We start from the raw sequence: 15,333 nt of genomic DNA on the forward strand, positions 1-15,333 counted from the left end.
GGAGCCGCCTTGCAGCACCTCTCCGTGTCCGTGTGGGGAACCGGCCGCGACGTCGGTTCGGGGGATCTGGCAGGCTGAGGCCATGCCAGTGCAGACGATTCCGGCGCGGATCCGTTGGGCGGTGGACTTCATCGACGTCCACCCCAACGACCACATCCTCGAGATCGGGTGCGGCCCGGGCGCGGGCGCCGAGCTCATCTGCAGCAGGCTCGAGACGGGCAAGCTGTTCGCGATCGACCGCTCGGAGTCCGGGGTCGACCGGACGAAGCGCCGCTGCGCGCGGTTCGTCCAGGCGGGACGCCTGACGGTACGGCAGATCGATCTCGCGACCCTGCGCGTGCCGGTGAAGCGCCTCAACAAGGTCTTCGCCTTCAACGTCAACCTGTTCTGGGTGCGCGAGGCCGCGGACGAGGTCGCGCTGCTCTACGAACGCCTCCTGCCCGGCGGCACCGTCAGCATCTTCTACGAGTCGACGCGCCGCGACGAGGTGCCACTGATGGTCGAGAACACCTCGAAGGCACTCATCGGCGCCGGCTTCCGGGTCTCCGTCGTCGACCAGAAGCAGCCGGCCGTCATCGGCATCATCGGCCGCAAGTAGGCCCGAGTCGGCGCAACCTCGCACCCCCACAGGCCCGAGTCGGCGCAACCTCGCACCCCCACGGGCCCGAGTCGGCGCAACCTCGCACCCCCACAGGCCCGAGTCGGCGCAACCTCGCACCCCCACAGGCCCGAGTCGGCGCAACCTCGCACCCCCACAGGCCCGAGTCGGCGCAACCTCGCACCCCCACGGGCCCGAGTCGGCGCAACCTCGCAGTACGCCGAGGCGCGCCGCTCAGGCGGACAGGCGCCGTCCTCGCCGAGCCAGCGCCCGGCGTCGCAGATCGACGATCTTCGCATCGCCGGACCGACCTCGGTCAGCGAAGACGTCCTCCTTCGTGAGCACCTCGATCAGGTAGTCCTGGTCACGGGCGTCCTGACGCCGCGTCCGGTCCTCGCGCTGCTGATCGGGTGACGAGTGCCACTCGACACCGTCGTACTCCACCGCGGCGAGCAGGGAGTCGTCCGCGAGGTCCAAGCGCGCGACGAACCGCTCGCCGTCGTACACCTCCACCTGTGGCGTCATAGGCAGCAGGTTCTCGAGGCACATCAGACGCAGCACGGACTCCGGAGGCGACTCGGCGCGTCCGTCGGCCAACGGACCGACGGCACGGAGCGTCGTGATCCATCGTTGACCGCGGAACTGTTCGATCCCTGCGAGCAGCTCGGCATGGCTGAAGGTCCCGAGCCTCAGCATCTGGTCGACCCCTGCGAGCGCACGCCTCACCGATGGCGTGCGGCCCAGGTCCCACGCGGTACGGATCGCGGTCGTCACGCGCAGCCCTCCGAGATCGACGACGTGCGCGTCCGGGAGCCACCGCTCGCCGCTGCGCGCGATCCCGTTACGCAGCCGCCCGGACCCCGACGGCCTGAAGATCGATACCGGCCGAAGCTCCAGGTGCTCCCCGGGTGCCAGCGTCATCTCCGCCCCCAGGAGCCACCCGGCGTGACCGTCGACGACGACGCAGTCCTCGGGGACGACCAGGCGCAGGGCGGCCACCCGAAGGGCGAGCGAGTCACCCGCTGACGTCGCCAGGTAGATCCCCTTGACAGGGCGCCGCAGCAGACCCTCGGCGACGAGAGTCGTGAGCTGGCGCGGGCCGAGGCCCTCGCGCCTCGCCATCTCCGTCGTGAAGGGCTCGTCGGGCGACAGCGGGAACGACTCGTCGAAGGCGCGCCCGAGGATCCAGTTCGTGAGCTCCATGGCGGGCATCGTGCAGGTGCGCGGAGCGATCCGCGACCGTCGTACCGAAGCCCTGTGGACAACGGCGCGAGGATACGCCGACTCGGCACTCTCAGAACGCGAGGATGCGCCGACTCGGCACTCTCAGAACGCGAGGATGCGCCGACTCGGCACTTATGGGCCGACGACCGCCAGGATCTCCCGGCCGGCGAACAGCTGAGCGGCGACCTGGCTGCACTCCTCGAGGGTGACGGCGTCGATGCGTGCGAGCACCTCGTCGATCGTGAGCAGGTCGGTGTGCACCAGCTCCGCCTTGCCCAGGCGCGACATGCGAGACGCCGAGTCCTCCAGACCGAGGACGAGGCCGCCGCGCAGCTGGCCCTTGCCAACGGCGAGCTCCTCGGCGGTGATCCCGTCACGTGCGAGCAGAGCGACCTCGGAGCGGACGACCTTCAGCACGTCGTCGACCTTCGAGGGCAAGCAGCCGACCGCGACGCCCACCAGGCCGGTCTCGGCGTGGGAGCTCGCGAAGGAGTAGACCGAGTAGGCCAGCCCGCGCCGTTCACGGACCTCCTGGAAGAGCCGCGACGAGGTGCCACCGCCGAGGGCGGTCGTCAGCACCGACAGCGCGAAGCGTCTGTCGTCGTCCCGGGCCAGGCCGGGCATGCCGAGCACGAGGTTGACCTGCTCGAAGGGCTTGCTCGTCGCAACCGAACCGGAGGCGACGCGGAGGGCGCGCCCGGAGCGCGGCGGCACCGGGGGCTCGCTCCCGGTCAGGAAGCCCCCGCGTCCGAAAGCCTTGCGGACGAGCCTGACGACGGTGGCGTGGTCGAGGTTGCCCGCGGCCGAGACGACCATGTTCGCCGGGCGGTAGTGCTTCTTGTAGAAGCGTCGGATCTGGTCGCGTGACAGCGCCTCGATCGACGCCGTCGTGCCCGCGATCCCCCGCCCGAGCGGCGTGTCCTCGCCGAACGCCTGGGCGGCGAACAGGTTGTGCACCACGTCGTCGGGGTCGTCGTCGTGCATCGCGATCTCGTCGAGGATGACGTCACGCTCGGCCTCGACGTCGTCGCTGGTGAGCACCGACGACGTGATCATGTCCCCCAGCACGTCGATCGCCAGAGGCAGGTCGTCGTCGAGCACGCGGGCGTGGAAGCACGTGTACTCCTTCGCCGTGAAGGCGTTGAACTCCCCGCCCACGGCGTCGAGCGCGAGCGAGATCTCCAACGCCGAGCGCTCGGGTGTCCCCTTGAAGAGCAGGTGCTCGAGGAAGTGCGAGGCGCCGTGCAGTCGGGCGCTCTCGTCCCGCGACCCGACGCCGACCCAGACGCCGACGGCAGCGGAGCGTACGCCGGCCATCTGCTCGGTCACGACCCGCAGCCCGCCCGGCAGCACCGTGCGACGTACGACGGACCCCGGGCCCTCCTCCAGCGTCAGCGTCGTGCCGACCCTCTGGGTGGCGCCCGACGGGGTGTACTCCACGCGCTTCTGCTGGGCGCGGCCATGCGGGAACGACCGGCCGGCAGGGGTCTGCCGGCCGGTCGCCCGTGTCTCAGTGGTGCGAGGGGTCACGCGGAAGCGTCACTCCTCGGTCTCGACGACCTCGTCGGCCGACTCGGCCGAGGCCTCGGTCTCCTCGACGACCGGGGCCAGCGAGAGCTTGCCGCGGTCGTCGATCTCGACGATCTGGACCTGGATCTTCTGGCCCACCTCGACGACGTCCTCGACCGACTCGACGCGCTTGCCGTCGTTGAGGGCCCGCAGCTTGGTGATGTGCAGCAGGCCGTCCTTGCCGGGCAGCAGCGACACGAAGGCACCGAAGTTGGTGGTCTTCACGACGGTGCCGAGGTAGCGCTCGCCGATCTCCGGCATCGTCGGGTTGGCGATCGCGTTGACCGCGGCCCGGGCGGCGTCGGCCGACGCACCGTCGGTGGCGCCGATGTAGACCGTGCCGTCGTCCTCGATCGAGATCGTGGCGCCGGTGTCCTCCTGGATCTGGTTGATCACCTTGCCCTTCGGGCCGATGACCTCGCCGATCTTGTCCACGGGGACCTTGACCGAGATGACGCGCGGGGCGGTCGAGGCCATCTCCTCCGGACCCGAGATCGCCTCACCCATGACCTCGAGGATCGCCAGACGGGCGTCCTTGGCCTGGTTCAGCGCGCTGGCCAGGACCGATGCCGGGATGCCGTCGAGCTTGGTGTCGAGCTGGAGCGCGGTGACGAACTCCGACGTGCCGGCGACCTTGAAGTCCATGTCGCCGAAAGCGTCCTCGGCACCGAGGATGTCGGTGAGCGCGACGTACTTGGTCTCGCCGTCGACCTCGCCGGAGATGAGACCCATCGCGATGCCCGCGACGGGCGCCTTCAGCGGGACGCCGGCCTGGAGCAGCGACATCGTCGAGGCGCAGACGGAGCCCATCGAGGTCGAGCCGTTGGAGCCCATGGCCTCGGAGAGCTGGCGGATCGCGTAGGGGAACTCCTCGCGGGCCGGGAGCACCGGCAGGAGTGCCCGGCGGGCGAGCGCGCCGTGGCCGACCTCGCGACGCTTGGGCGAGCCGACCCGGCCGGTCTCACCGGTCGAGAACGGCGGGAAGACGTACTTGTGCATGTAGCGGCGCGACTTCTCCGGGGAGAGCGTGTCGAGCTGCTGCTCCATCTTGAGCATGTTCAGCGTCGTGACACCCAGGATCTGGGTCTCGCCACGCTCGAACAGCGCGGAGCCGTGGACGCGCGGGATCACGTCGACCTCGGCGTGCAGCGGGCGGATGTCGGCCAGACCGCGCCCGTCGATGCGGACCTTGTCGCGCAGCACCTGGGTGCGGATCGCCTGCTTGGTGACGGAGCGGAAGGCCGCGCCGATCTCGCCCTCGCGGCCCTCGAAGTCGGTGCCGATCTTCTCGAGCAGGGCGAGCTTGATCTTGTCGCCCTCCTCGTCACGCTCCTGCTTGCTCAGCACGCGCTCGCGGTCGCCCGAGACGCTGTAGAGGTCGCGCACGTCCTGGCCCACCGCGGCCTCGACCGCGGCCAGCACGTCGTCCTCGTAGTCGAGGAAGACCGGGTAGTCGGCCACGGGCTTGGCGGCCTGCTTCGCGAGCTCGGCCTGGGCCTCGCACAGCTGCTTGATGAACGGCTTGGCCGCGTCCAGACCGGCGGCGACGATCGCCTCGGTCGGCGCCTGGGCGCCGCCCTGGATGAGGTCCCACGCCTGCTCGGGCGCCTCGGCCTCGACCATCATGATGGCGACGTCACCGGTCTCGGTCACGCGACCGGCGACCACCATGTCGAAGACCGCGTCCTCGAGCTGGCCGTGGGTCGGGAACGCCACCCACTGGCCGTCGATGAGGGCGACCCGCGTGCCGCCGACCGGGCCGGAGAACGGCAGGCCGGAGAGCTGGGTGGACATCGACGCCGCGTTGATCGCGAGCACGTCGTAGGGCTGGTTGGGGTCGAGCGCCAGCACCGTGATGACGACCTGGACCTCGTTGCGCAGGCCCTTCTTGAAGGTCGGGCGCAGCGGGCGGTCGATCAGGCGGCAGGTGAGGATGGCGTCCTCGCCCGGGCGGCCCTCGGACCGGAAGAAGGAGCCGGGGATCTGGCCCACGGCGTACATCCGCTCCTCGACGTCGATCGTGAGCGGGAAGAAGTCGAAGTGGTCCTTCGGCTGCTTGGAGACAGTGGTCGCCGACAGCAGCATGGTCTCGTCGTCGAGGTAGGCGGTCACCGAACCGGCGGCCTGGCGGGCCAGAAGGCCCGTCTCGAACTTGACGGTGCGCTTGCCGAACTTGCCGTTGTCGAGAACGGTCTCGACGGCGGAGATGACGGGTTCAGTCAATTTCTTCTCTTGTCATAGCGGTGGAGCGCCTCGCTCCACGGGTTTCGGACTCGGATTTCGGTTGACAGCCTATCGGGCCGGTGCCCGAAATGCGGAACGGGCAGCCACCCCGAAGGTGGCTGCCCGCACACGAAGACTCACGTCGCGATCAACGACGAAGGCCGAGACGCTCGATGATGGAGCGGTACCGGTTGATGTCGGTCTTCTGCAGGTAGTTGAGCAGACGACGACGCTGGCCGACGAGCAGCAGCAGGCCACGACGGCTGTGGTGGTCGTGCTTGTGCTGCTTGAGGTGCTCGGTGAGGTGGCCGATGCGGTGCGACAGCAGCGCGATCTGAACCTCGGGCGAGCCGGTGTCACCCTCGTTCGTGGCGTACTCGGCGATGATCTTCTTCTTGGTCTCCGCGTCGGTTCCAACCGCCATGGAGGGCTCCTCTCGTCTCGCTGCGCGGCGCGCCCGGGCCTGTTCACCGGGGCACTCTTGGTCCGCGGCCGTTTCACGGCTGTGCATTCGCTGCCGGAAGGCAACCGCAGAACTCTATCCCGCGGCTCCGCCAGGAGCCCAATTCAGGATCCGAGCCGTGCGTACGCCGGCTCGGGCTCGGTCACGACGGTCCCCGGCGTGCCGACCCGGCGCGGCCACCAGACCCGCTCCCCCAGGATCGTCAGCGCCGCGGGCAGCAGGACCAGCCGGACGAGCGTGGCGTCGAGCAGGATCGAGACCGACAGGCCGACGCCCATCATCTTCATCTCCATCATCGAGAGCCCGGCGAACAACGCGAACACCGAGACCATCACCGCGGCCGCCGACGTCACCACCCCGGCACTCGCGGTGATCCCGCGCTCCACGGCGACCTTGGTCGGGTAGCCGCGATCGACCAGCTCGCGGATCCGGCTGATGACGAAGACGTGGTAGTCCATCGACAACCCCACCAGGACGACCAGGACGAACAGCGGGATCCAGTTGATGACGAAGCCCGGCGTGGTGAACCCGAGGGCGCCGCTGAACCAGCCGTGCTGGAAGACGAGGGTCATCACGCCGAACGCCGCGCCCACGGACAGCAGGGTGAGCAGCGTCGAGACCCCGGCGAGCACCAGGCTGCGGAACGTCGTGGCCATGATGAGCATCGTCAGCAGCAGCACGAAGCCGATCACGAGCGCGAGCCGGCCGTGCTGGTGGTCGGCGTCGTCGAGCGTCTGGGCAGGGCCACCTCCGACGGCGTGCTCGATCCCCGGGACACCGGCGAGCGCGTGCGGCAGCACGTCGGCGCGCAGCTCGCGCACCGCCGCGGGGACGCGGTCGTCGAACTCGTCGTACGGCATGCCGAGGCGCAGCACCGTGGTCCGCCCGTCGCGCGAGGTCTGCGCCGGCGAGGAGGGCTCGGTGAAGTCACCGGTCGCGACCGCGTCGCGCACCAGCCGGTCGAGCCCGGAGCGGAGCGCGGCCGGGTCGCTCCCGTCGCTGCGCACGACGACCGACACCACGGCGGAGCCGTCGCTCGGGAAGGCGCGCTGGAGCTCGGCGTAGGTCGCGACCTCGGGAATGTCCTGCGGCAGGGTCTCGAGCGTGGCGGAGTGGGTGCGCATCCCGAGTGCCGGGATCGCCAGTGCCGCCACCGCGACACCGACGACGGCCAGCGCGATGGCCGGGCGACGCAGCACGGGCCGCAGGAGTCGCCCGCTGATCGCACCGGCGCCGAGGCGCCGGTTGAGCCGCCACAGCAGCGGAACCCGAGGACGGTCGACCCAGTGGCCGAAGACGACGAGGAGCGCCGGGAGTACCGTGATCGATCCGATCACCGCGACGGCGACCACGAGGATCGAGGCGACGGCGAGGGAGTTGAAGGTGACGTCGTCGACCAGGAACAGGCCGGCCATGGCGGCGATCACCGCGCCGCCGGAGACCAGGATCGAGTGGCCCGACGTCCTCGCGGCGATGGCGACCGCGTCGAGGGTGGTGTGGCCGGCCTGTCGCTCCTCGCGCTCGCGCTTGAGGTAGAAGAGCGAGTAGTCGACCCCGACCGCCATGCCGATCAGGACGATCATGCTGGAGACGCTCAGGTCCATGTGGACCAGGTGCGAGACGGGCGCCATCATCCCGATCGTCGCGGCGACGCTGGTCCCGGCCAGCAGCACCGGGATGCCGGCTGCGATCAGTGCGCCGAACGCGAGCAGCATCAGCACCAGGGTGACCGGCAGGCTCGTCTTCTCAGCCGAGCCGAGGTCCTCCGAGACCCGGTCGTTGATCGCTTGGTCGATGGAGACGTCGCCTGCTTGGCGGACCGACAGGTCAGGGTGGGCGCGCTGCGCGGCGGCGACGACCTTCTGGAGGTCTGCGACGTCGTCGGTGCCCTCGGCCAGCTCGACCGGGAGCAGGAGCGCGTCGCCGCTCTGGCTGACCACCGGGTCCGCGACCCGGGTGACGTGCGGCAGGGCGCCGGCACGCGCCGCGATCTCGGCGGCGGCCGTCCGTGCCCCGGCCAGGCCGCCGGACGCGTCGGCGGCGGTCGGCGAGATGAGGACGTTCTCCACGGGCGGGGCCGTCAGGTCGGCCTGCGCGAGCATCTGGTCGGCCCGGCCGGACTCTCCACGCCGGTAGTCGGCGTCGGTCGTGTGAACGGTCGAGACCAGGATGGCGGCGACGACCGAGGCCGCCACGAGGGCGATCCACGCGAGGATCGCACGCCAGGGGTGGCGGGCGCTCCAGGTCGCGGCCCGCATCGGGATGGAGGTGAGTGGGTTGCCCATCGCTGTCTCCTTCGGGGTGGGCGGGGCAGGGTGGTTCCACCGTCGCGGAGGGCAGATGGCGCCGTCAGGGGCGTGCGCACCCGTCCTGCGGTGGTGCCAGCACCACCGCGCGCGGCGCCACGGCGCGGGAGGATGAGAGGTATGACGACCGAGCTGCCCGAAGCTGAGCGGCCACCTGTGGGACGGGGACGGCTGACGGCGTACGCCGGCCTGCAGGTGCTCCTCGCGGTGCCGATGATCCTGTTGTTCGTGCTCTGGGTGGTCGGCGGCGTGCTCACCATCGTGTGGGTCGGGCTCGCCATCCTGGTCGCCCTCGTCCCGGTCACCCGGGCCGTCGCGAACCTGCACCGGCGGATGGCTGGACGGGTCCTCGGCCAGCGACTGCCGGATCCCTACCGACCGCTCCCGGACGGCGGCCCGATGGCCCGGCTCCGGGTCGTCGTCGTCGACCCGATGACCTGGCGCGACCTGGGCTGGCTGCTGGTCGCGAGCACGCTCGGCTTCGCCTTGTCACTGCTGGTCGTGCTGCTGCTCGCCGCCGTGGTGACGTGGTTCATCTGGTGGTACGCCGCCGCTCCGCTGATGCAGGCCCGGTCCGTGCTCGACCGCTTCTTCCTCTCCTACAGCCGCACGGAGCGGCTCGAGCAGCGCGTGCAGGTGCTGACCGAGACCCGCGCCGACCTCGTCGACCACTCGGCCGCCGAGCTGCGCCGACTCGAGCGGGACCTGCACGACGGCGCCCAGGCGCGGCTGGTCGCGCTGTCGATGAGCCTCGGCATGGCGCAGGAGGCGTTCGACGAGGACCCTGCCAAGGCCCGGCAGCTGGTCGAGGACGCGCGGGAGACGACGGCCACCGCGATCGCGGACCTGCGGTCGGTCGTTCGTGGGATCCATCCGCCGGTGCTGGCCGACCGGGGGCTCGGGGGCGCGGTCCAGGCCCTCGCGCTCGACATGGCGGTCCCCGTCGACGTCGAGATCAACCTTCCCGGGCGCCCCCCGGCGCCGGTCGAGTCGGCCGTGTACTTCGGAGTCGCCGAGTGCCTCGCCAACATCGGCAAGCACTCCGGTGCGGCGCGCGCCTGGGTGGGCCTCGCCCATCGGGACGGACGGCTCCGGGCGGTGGTCGGGGACGACGGGTGCGGCGGGGCCTCCCCCGATGCGGGGACCGGCATGCTGGGGGTGATGCGTCGGCTGGCGGCGTTCGACGGCACGATGGCCCTGTCGAGTCCCGAAGGCGGACCGACCATCGTCACCCTGGAGGTTCCGTGCGACTTGTCCTCGCCGAAGACAACGCCCTCCTCCGCGCCGGCCTGATCCAGCTCCTCAGCGACCGTGGCTTCACGATCCTGCACGCGGTCGACAACGCCCCTGCCCTCGACGTGGCGTTGCAGGACCCGGAGGCCGAGGCGGCCGTGCTCGACGTCCGTCTCCCGCCGGGGCAGACCGACGAGGGCCTGCGGGCCGCCATCGCGGTCCGCGAGAAGCGACCGGGGTTCCCGGTCATGGTCCTCTCGCAGTACGTCGAGCACCTCTACGCCCGCGAGCTGCTGGCCTCGGGCGTCGGCGCCGTGGGCTACCTGCTCAAGGACCGGGTCGCCGACGTCGCCGAGTTCGTCGACGGCGTACGCCGGGTCGCCGCGGGCGGCACGGTGCTCGACCCCGAGGTCGTGGCGACCGTCATGGCCCGCCGCCGCGAGGAGCCCCTCGACCGGCTGACCGCGCGCGAGCGCGAGGTGCTGGCCCTCATGGCCGAGGGCCGCTCCAACGCGGCAATCGCGGCACGCCTGTCGGTGACGGAGAAGGCGGTCCTCAAGCACATCAACAGCATCTTCACCAAGCTGGACCTGCCCGTCGGTGAGGACGACCACCGGCGGGTCCGTGCGGTGCTGGCGTGGCTCCGGGTCTAGCCGCCCACCGTCGACGGGTGCGAGCCGGCGCCCGGAGTGACACGATCGGGGTCATGACCCGTCTCGCACTTCTGGTCGCCGGACTGCTCCTCGCGGTGGACCTGGTTGCACCGGCCGGACCGGCCCGCGCAGCGGTGACGACGGGGTCGACAGCCGGCGTACCTGCCTTCGCGAGCGCCGTGCCCGCCGGCACGACCCAGGTCGTGCGGACCATCTCCAGCCGGCGCTGGTGCCGCAAGGTGTACTGCAGCGTCACCCAGGCGTGGCAGAAGGACGCCGGGCGTTGGCGGCTCGTGCGGCAGTTCCGCTCGACCATCGGCTCGAAGGGCTGGGGCAAGCAGCGCGAGGGTGATCGCCGCTCCCCCGTCGGCGTCTACGACATCAAGGTGACGTTCACGACCGGCACGAGGGCGCCCGGGCCGATGCCCTGGCGGCGCCGGAGGCCGACCTCGATCGTCAGCGACACCCCCGGCCCCGACTACAACACCTGGCTGGAGGTGCCCGGAGTGCGCAGCGGCGATCGGCCGTCGATGCGCTGGGGCTGGGTGGTCGACTACAACCACGTCCGGCTGACGCCGCGGCAGGGCCCTCAGCCGGTGGCCGGAAAGGGCAGCGGCATCTTCTACCACACCTCCAAGCCCGGCCACCGCTGGGCGCCGACCGCCGGATGCACCCAGGTCGGCAACCCGCGCAACATGCGTTGGCTGGTGCGGTGGCTGCGCCCCGCGGCGAACCCCCGAGTCGTCCAGCACCTCTGACCCCGGCCCGTCTCAGGGGCGGCTCAGGGTCCGTTCCGGGGGCCTGCCCGACGCGCGCTCGGCACCGGTTCGGCGAGGCTTCCGGGCATGATCAACGTCGAGTCCCTCACCAAGAAGCACGCCGGCTTCACGGCCGTGGACGATGTCTCGTTCACCGCCGAGCCCGGTCGCGTCACGGGCTTCCTCGGCCCGAACGGGGCCGGCAAGTCCACCACCATGCGGGTCATGGTCGGCCTCACCGAGGCCAGCTCCGGGACGACGACCATCCTCGGTCGTCGTTTCGCTGACCTGCCCAACCCCGGCCGCGAGGTCGGCGTGCTCCTGGACGCATCCGCCCAGCACGCCGGCCGCACGGGCCGGGAGATCCTGACCATCGCGCAGCGCACGATGGGGCTGCCCAAGGGAAGCGTCGACGAGACGCTCGCACGGGTCAGCCTGACCGAGAGCGAGGCCGGCCGCCGGGTGCGCAACTACTCCCTCGGCATGCGCCAGCGTCTCGGCATCGGCGTCGCCCTCATCGGCGATCCCGAGGTGCTCATCCTCGACGAGCCGGCCAACGGCCTCGACCCGGCGGGTATCCGCTGGATGCGCGACCTGCTCCGCGGCTTCGCCGACCAGGGTGGGACCGTGCTGCTGTCCTCACACCTGCTCCACGAGATCGAGGTCATCGCCGACGACCTCGTGGTGATCGGCAACGGCCGGATCGTCGCCGAGGGCACCAAGGACGAGCTGCTCGCCGCCGGCGGCACGCTCGTCCGGGCCGCCGACGCGGCCGCGCTCGCCGGGGCTCTCACCACCGCCGGCATCGGCCACACCGCCGCCGACCGTGGCGCCCTCCTCGCCGACGCGCAGCTCGCGGTCGTCGGACAGGCGGCGTTCGCGGCCGGCGTACCCCTCACCGAGTTGCGCGCCGCCGACGGCGCCGGGCTCGAGGAGATGTTCCTGGCCCTCACCGCCGAGAGCCAGCGCGACCACCTCGCACCCCAGGAAGGAACAGCGGCATGACCACCGCAACCCTCAACACCACCGACGTCCGTACGCCGGCCCGCGATCGCGCCGTCCCCGCCCGGATCCCGTTCCACCGGATCCTCGGCGTCGAGCTGCGCAAGATGTTCGACACCCGCTCGGGCTTCTGGCTGATGGCCAGCATCCTCATCCTGGCCGTCCTCGCCACCGGCGCGGTCATCCTGTTCGCCCCCAAGGACCAGATCGACTACGGCGCCTTCGGCTCCGCCGTGGGTGTCCCGATGACGGTGATCCTCCCGATGGTCGCCGTGCTGGCGGTCTCCAGTGAGTGGAGCCAGCGCAGCGCGCTCACCACCTTCACGCTGGTGCCGAGCCGGGCCCGGGTGATCGGGGCCAAGGGGCTGCTGACCGTCGGCATCGGCGTGGTCTCCATGCTGGTCGCGCTCGGTGTCGGCGCCGTCGGCAACGTCGTCGGCAGCGCGCTCGCCGGTGTCGACCAGACGTGGAACATCTCCGCCACGCAGTTCGGCCAGATCGTCCTCGCCGACCAGATCGGCATGCTGATGGGCTTCATGCTCGGTGTCCTGCTTCGCAGCTCGCCGGCCGCGATCGTCGGCTACTTCGTCTACTCGCTGGTCCTGCCGGGCGTGTCCGGTGCGCTCACCAACGCCAACGACTGGTGGCACCAGCACGTGGGCTGGTTCGACCTGACCTGGGCCTCCGGCAACCTCTACGACGACATGAGCCGGCAGGAGTGGGCCCAGCTCGGAGTGACCACGCTGATCTGGCTCGTGCTGCCCCTCGCGATCGGCCTCCGCACCCTGATGCGAGCCGAGGTCAAGTAGCCGCCGAGACGTCAATCCCCACGGCCCGAGCGGTCGATCCGTTCCGCAATGCCGGACGGATTGACGTTTCGGGCCGTGGGGATTGACGTCTCGGGCCGTGGGGATTGACCTCTCGGGCCGTGGGGATTGACCTCTCGGGCCGTGGGGATTGACGTCTCGGGGTCAGGGGTGGGCGAGGAGGGCACGCGCGCGGTCGACGTCGGCACCCATCTGGTCGACCAGGTCCTCGACGGAGCCGAACGCCTCCATCCCGCGCAGCCGCTCCACGAACTCGACGACCACCTCGACGCCGTAGAGCTCCAGGTCGGTGCGGTCGAGCACGTAGCTCTCGACCCGGCGGGTGATGACACCGTCGAAGGTCGGGTTCACGCCGACGCTGATGGCCGCCGGGTAGCGCTCGCCGGTGTCGAGGCGGGTCAGCCGGCCGGCGTACACACCGTCCGAGGGGGTTGCGGTCAGCGCTTCGGTCGGCACGTTGGCGGTGGGGAACCCGAGCTCGCGGCCACGCTGGTCGCCCTTGACGACGACGCCGCTGACCGCGTACGGGCGACCGAGAGCCTCCGCCGCTCCGGCCACGTCGCCGGCGGCGAGGCACGTGCGGACGTACGTCGACGACCAGACCTGCGGACCGCCGTCGAGCGGGATGCCCTCGACCGCCATCTCGTGACCGGCACCGAACGCCGCGAGACAGGCGACGTCGCCGGCGGCGCGGTTGCCGTACCGGAAGTTGGCGCCCACCACCGCCACCTGGGCGTGCAGGGCGTCGATCAGCACCCGCTGGGCGAACTCGTCCGGCGTCCAGGACGCCATGTCACGGTCGAACGGAAGCGCCAGGACGGCGTCCGCGCCGTGGCGGGTGAGAAGCGCGGCGCGCACCTCGATCGTGGTGAGGCTGGTGGGAGCGTGCTCCGGGCGCAGGACCGCCATCGGGTGCGGGTCGAACGTGACGGCGACGAGGGTCAGCCCCTGCTCGTCAGCCTTCGCACGCGCTGTCGCGAGCACGTGCTGGTGACCGAGGTGCACGCCGTCGAAGTTCCCGATGACGACGGCCGTCCGGCCAAGGTCGGACGGCACTTCGTCGAGCGATCGCCACAGCTGCACGAGGTCAGACTCTAGCGAGCCTTAGCCGGTGAACACCGCGACGGGTCGAGCGACGGACGCATCGGCCGTCGGCTCGTACAGGGCGAGAAAGGCGCCGTCAGGCGCGAACACCGCGGTCAGCCCGGCGAGCCCGAGCGCGAGCCTGCGCCCGACCCGGACGTCGCGGGCCTGCTCCTCGTCGAGGTCGTACGACGCGAAGGCGGCCCGCGCCGCGTCCGCGATCGGGAGCACGGCGAACTCCTCGCCGAGCTCCTCGAGCGTGTGTGCCATGTCGACGCCGTAGGGCCCGACCGCCGTGCGCCGCAGCGCCGTCAGGTGCCCCCCGACGCCCAGCGTCGCGCCGACGTCGCGGGCGATGGCGCGGACGTACGTGCCACTCGAGCACCGGACGGAGATGTCGACGTCCGTGACCGCTCCCTCCCGCCGGATGGCGTGCACGGCGAGCTCGTGGATCGTCACCGGCCGGGCCGCGAGCTCGACGCTCTCCCCCGCACGTGCCAGCGCGTAGGCGCGTTTGCCGTCGACCTTGATCGCGCTGACGGTCGTCGGCACCTGCTCGATGTCGCCGACCTGGCCGGCGAAAGCCGCCCGGATCGCCTCGCCGTCGAGATGGTCCGTCGACGCGGTGGCGAGCGTCTCGCCCTCGGCGTCGTCGGTGTTCGTGCTCTGGCCGAGACGGACCGTCGCGTCGTACGCCTTCTCGGTGAGCATCAGGTGTCCGAGCAGGCGGGTCGCCCGGTCGACCCCGAGGACCAGCACGCCGGTGGCCATCGGGTCGAGCGTGCCGGCGTGGCCGACCTTGCGGGTGCCGGCCAGCCGGCGGACGCGGGCGACCACGTCGTGCGAGGTCATCCCACCTGCCTTGTCGACGACGACGAGGCCAGGCTCCGTCACTCGTCGTCCTCGACGTCCTCGTCCCAGTCGTCCTCGTCCTCACGAGGCTTCTTGTACGGGTCCTCGTCACCGGCGTACGCCGACCCGCGGGTCGCGGCGACCGCCTCGTCCTGCGCCTTGGCGCGGGCGAGCACCTCGTCGAGGTGACGGGCCGTCTCCGGCAGGGCGTCGTGGATGAACTCCAGCGACGGGGCGTGCCGCATGGCGAGCTGCTTGGCCACCTCGGAGCGGATCAGCCCCTTGGCGGACTCCAGCGCCGCGGCCGTCGCGTCGAGCGCCGTCGGGTCGTCGCTCATCGCGGTGTAGAAGATGCTCGCCTGCTGCGAGTCGCCGGACACCCTGACGTCGGTGATGGTGACGAACCCGAGTCGCGGGTCCTTGATGCGGCGTTCCAGCATCTGCGCGACGATCACCTGGATCCGATCGGCGATCTTGCGCACGCGTGGACTGGTCATGCTCTCACTCTCTCATTCCGCCGAGTCGGCGCATCTTCGCGCCTC

At 71.1% G+C, this 15,333-nt stretch carries 14 protein-coding genes; 6 read left to right on the forward strand and 8 right to left on the reverse strand.

All coding sequences use genetic code 11. From position 1 onward, the window contains the following. The first annotated feature begins 82 nt into the window (after window positions 1-82). A complete protein-coding gene (locus tag ABD205_RS11315) occupies window positions 83-598 on the forward strand; it encodes a class I SAM-dependent methyltransferase (protein WP_344044924.1) in 516 nt (171 codons plus the stop codon). 234 nt (window positions 599-832) lie between these two features. On the opposite strand, the gene ABD205_RS11320 is transcribed toward ABD205_RS11315, so the two are convergent. The 5 genes from ABD205_RS11320 to ABD205_RS11340 form a co-directional block, all read right to left on the reverse strand. Further along, window positions 833-1,801: a type IV toxin-antitoxin system AbiEi family antitoxin domain-containing protein gene (locus ABD205_RS11320; RefSeq protein WP_344044925.1), complete on the reverse strand. Its 969-nt coding sequence runs from the start codon at window positions 1,799-1,801 to the stop codon at window positions 833-835. Window positions 1,802-1,954: 153 nt separating this feature from the next. Next, entirely contained in the window at window positions 1,955-3,352 is a 1,398-nt protein-coding gene (locus tag ABD205_RS11325) for a M16 family metallopeptidase (RefSeq protein WP_344044926.1), read from the reverse strand. Between the two features lie 9 nt (window positions 3,353-3,361). Then, entirely contained in the window at window positions 3,362-5,614 is a 2,253-nt protein-coding gene (locus ABD205_RS11330) for a polyribonucleotide nucleotidyltransferase (RefSeq protein WP_344044927.1), read from the reverse strand. Window positions 5,615-5,762: 148 nt separating this feature from the next. Then, window positions 5,763-6,038 (reverse strand): 30S ribosomal protein S15, encoded by a 276-nt coding sequence (rpsO, locus tag ABD205_RS11335; protein ID WP_344044928.1) that lies wholly within the window; start codon window positions 6,036-6,038, stop codon window positions 5,763-5,765. Window positions 6,039-6,181: 143 nt separating this feature from the next. Continuing rightward, a complete protein-coding gene (locus ABD205_RS11340; RefSeq protein ID WP_344044929.1) occupies window positions 6,182-8,362 on the reverse strand; it encodes an MMPL family transporter in 2,181 nt (726 codons plus the stop codon). Between the two features lie 141 nt (window positions 8,363-8,503). Between ABD205_RS11340 and ABD205_RS11345 the strand changes: the two genes are divergently transcribed. The 5 genes from ABD205_RS11345 to ABD205_RS11365 all read left to right on the forward strand — a co-directional run bounded on the left by ABD205_RS11345 (window position 8,504) and on the right by ABD205_RS11365 (window position 12,838). Beyond that, a complete protein-coding gene (locus ABD205_RS11345; protein ID WP_344044930.1) occupies window positions 8,504-9,676 on the forward strand; it encodes a sensor histidine kinase in 1,173 nt (390 codons plus the stop codon). Then, window positions 9,628-10,269: a LuxR C-terminal-related transcriptional regulator gene (locus ABD205_RS11350; RefSeq protein WP_344044931.1), complete on the forward strand. Its 642-nt coding sequence runs from the start codon at window positions 9,628-9,630 to the stop codon at window positions 10,267-10,269. Before ABD205_RS11345 ends, ABD205_RS11350 begins: the two co-directional genes overlap by 49 nt. 53 nt (window positions 10,270-10,322) lie before the next feature. Next, window positions 10,323-11,027, forward strand: a complete 705-nt coding sequence (locus tag ABD205_RS11355; RefSeq protein WP_344044932.1) for a L,D-transpeptidase family protein — start codon at window positions 10,323-10,325, stop codon at window positions 11,025-11,027. 87 nt (window positions 11,028-11,114) lie between these two features. Then, window positions 11,115-12,032: an ABC transporter ATP-binding protein gene (locus ABD205_RS11360; protein ID WP_344044933.1), complete on the forward strand. Its 918-nt coding sequence runs from the start codon at window positions 11,115-11,117 to the stop codon at window positions 12,030-12,032. Further along, the gene (locus ABD205_RS11365) at window positions 12,029-12,838 is read left to right on the forward strand and encodes an ABC transporter permease (RefSeq protein ID WP_344044934.1); all 810 of its coding nucleotides are present in this window, start codon (window positions 12,029-12,031) and stop codon (window positions 12,836-12,838) included. Before ABD205_RS11360 ends, ABD205_RS11365 begins: the two co-directional genes overlap by 4 nt. 162 nt (window positions 12,839-13,000) lie before the next feature. On the opposite strand, the gene ABD205_RS11370 is transcribed toward ABD205_RS11365, so the two are convergent. The 3 genes from ABD205_RS11370 to rbfA are packed head-to-tail and all read right to left on the reverse strand — an operon-like array spanning window position 13,001 to window position 15,288. After that, complete coding sequence (locus tag ABD205_RS11370; protein WP_344044935.1) at window positions 13,001-13,939, reverse strand: bifunctional riboflavin kinase/FAD synthetase; 939 nt, start codon at window positions 13,937-13,939, stop codon at window positions 13,001-13,003. Between the two features lie 21 nt (window positions 13,940-13,960). After that, window positions 13,961-14,833, reverse strand: coding sequence for a tRNA pseudouridine(55) synthase TruB (gene truB / locus ABD205_RS11375; protein WP_344044936.1), 873 nt, complete (start codon window positions 14,831-14,833; stop codon window positions 13,961-13,963). Then, window positions 14,830-15,288, reverse strand: coding sequence for a 30S ribosome-binding factor RbfA (gene rbfA / locus ABD205_RS11380; RefSeq protein ID WP_344044937.1), 459 nt, complete (start codon window positions 15,286-15,288; stop codon window positions 14,830-14,832). The genes truB and rbfA overlap by 4 nt, the downstream gene beginning before the upstream one ends. Window positions 15,289-15,333: the final 45 nt, after the last annotated feature.

It is taken from the genome of Nocardioides panacihumi, assembly GCF_039530925.1.
Lineage (GTDB): Bacteria > Actinomycetota > Actinomycetes > Propionibacteriales > Nocardioidaceae > Nocardioides > Nocardioides panacihumi.

What these genes read in the sequence shown, in the direction of transcription:
- ABD205_RS11315 (WP_344044924.1), top strand. Translation starts at nt 83, where the DNA reads ATGCCAGTGCAGACGATTCCGGCGCGGATCCGTTGGGCGGTGGACTTC.
- ABD205_RS11320 (WP_344044925.1), bottom strand. Translation starts at nt 1,801, where the DNA reads ATGGAGCTCACGAACTGGATCCTCGGGCGCGCCTTCGACGAGTCGTTC.
- rpsO (WP_344044928.1), bottom strand. Translation starts at nt 6,038, where the DNA reads ATGGCGGTTGGAACCGACGCGGAGACCAAGAAGAAGATCATCGCCGAG.
- ABD205_RS11340 (WP_344044929.1), bottom strand. Translation starts at nt 8,362, where the DNA reads ATGGGCAACCCACTCACCTCCATCCCGATGCGGGCCGCGACCTGGAGC.
- ABD205_RS11345 (WP_344044930.1), top strand. Translation starts at nt 8,504, where the DNA reads ATGACGACCGAGCTGCCCGAAGCTGAGCGGCCACCTGTGGGACGGGGA.
- ABD205_RS11355 (WP_344044932.1), top strand. Translation starts at nt 10,323, where the DNA reads ATGACCCGTCTCGCACTTCTGGTCGCCGGACTGCTCCTCGCGGTGGAC.
- ABD205_RS11360 (WP_344044933.1), top strand. Translation starts at nt 11,115, where the DNA reads ATGATCAACGTCGAGTCCCTCACCAAGAAGCACGCCGGCTTCACGGCC.
- ABD205_RS11365 (WP_344044934.1), top strand. Translation starts at nt 12,029, where the DNA reads ATGACCACCGCAACCCTCAACACCACCGACGTCCGTACGCCGGCCCGC.
- rbfA (WP_344044937.1), bottom strand. Translation starts at nt 15,288, where the DNA reads ATGACCAGTCCACGCGTGCGCAAGATCGCCGATCGGATCCAGGTGATC.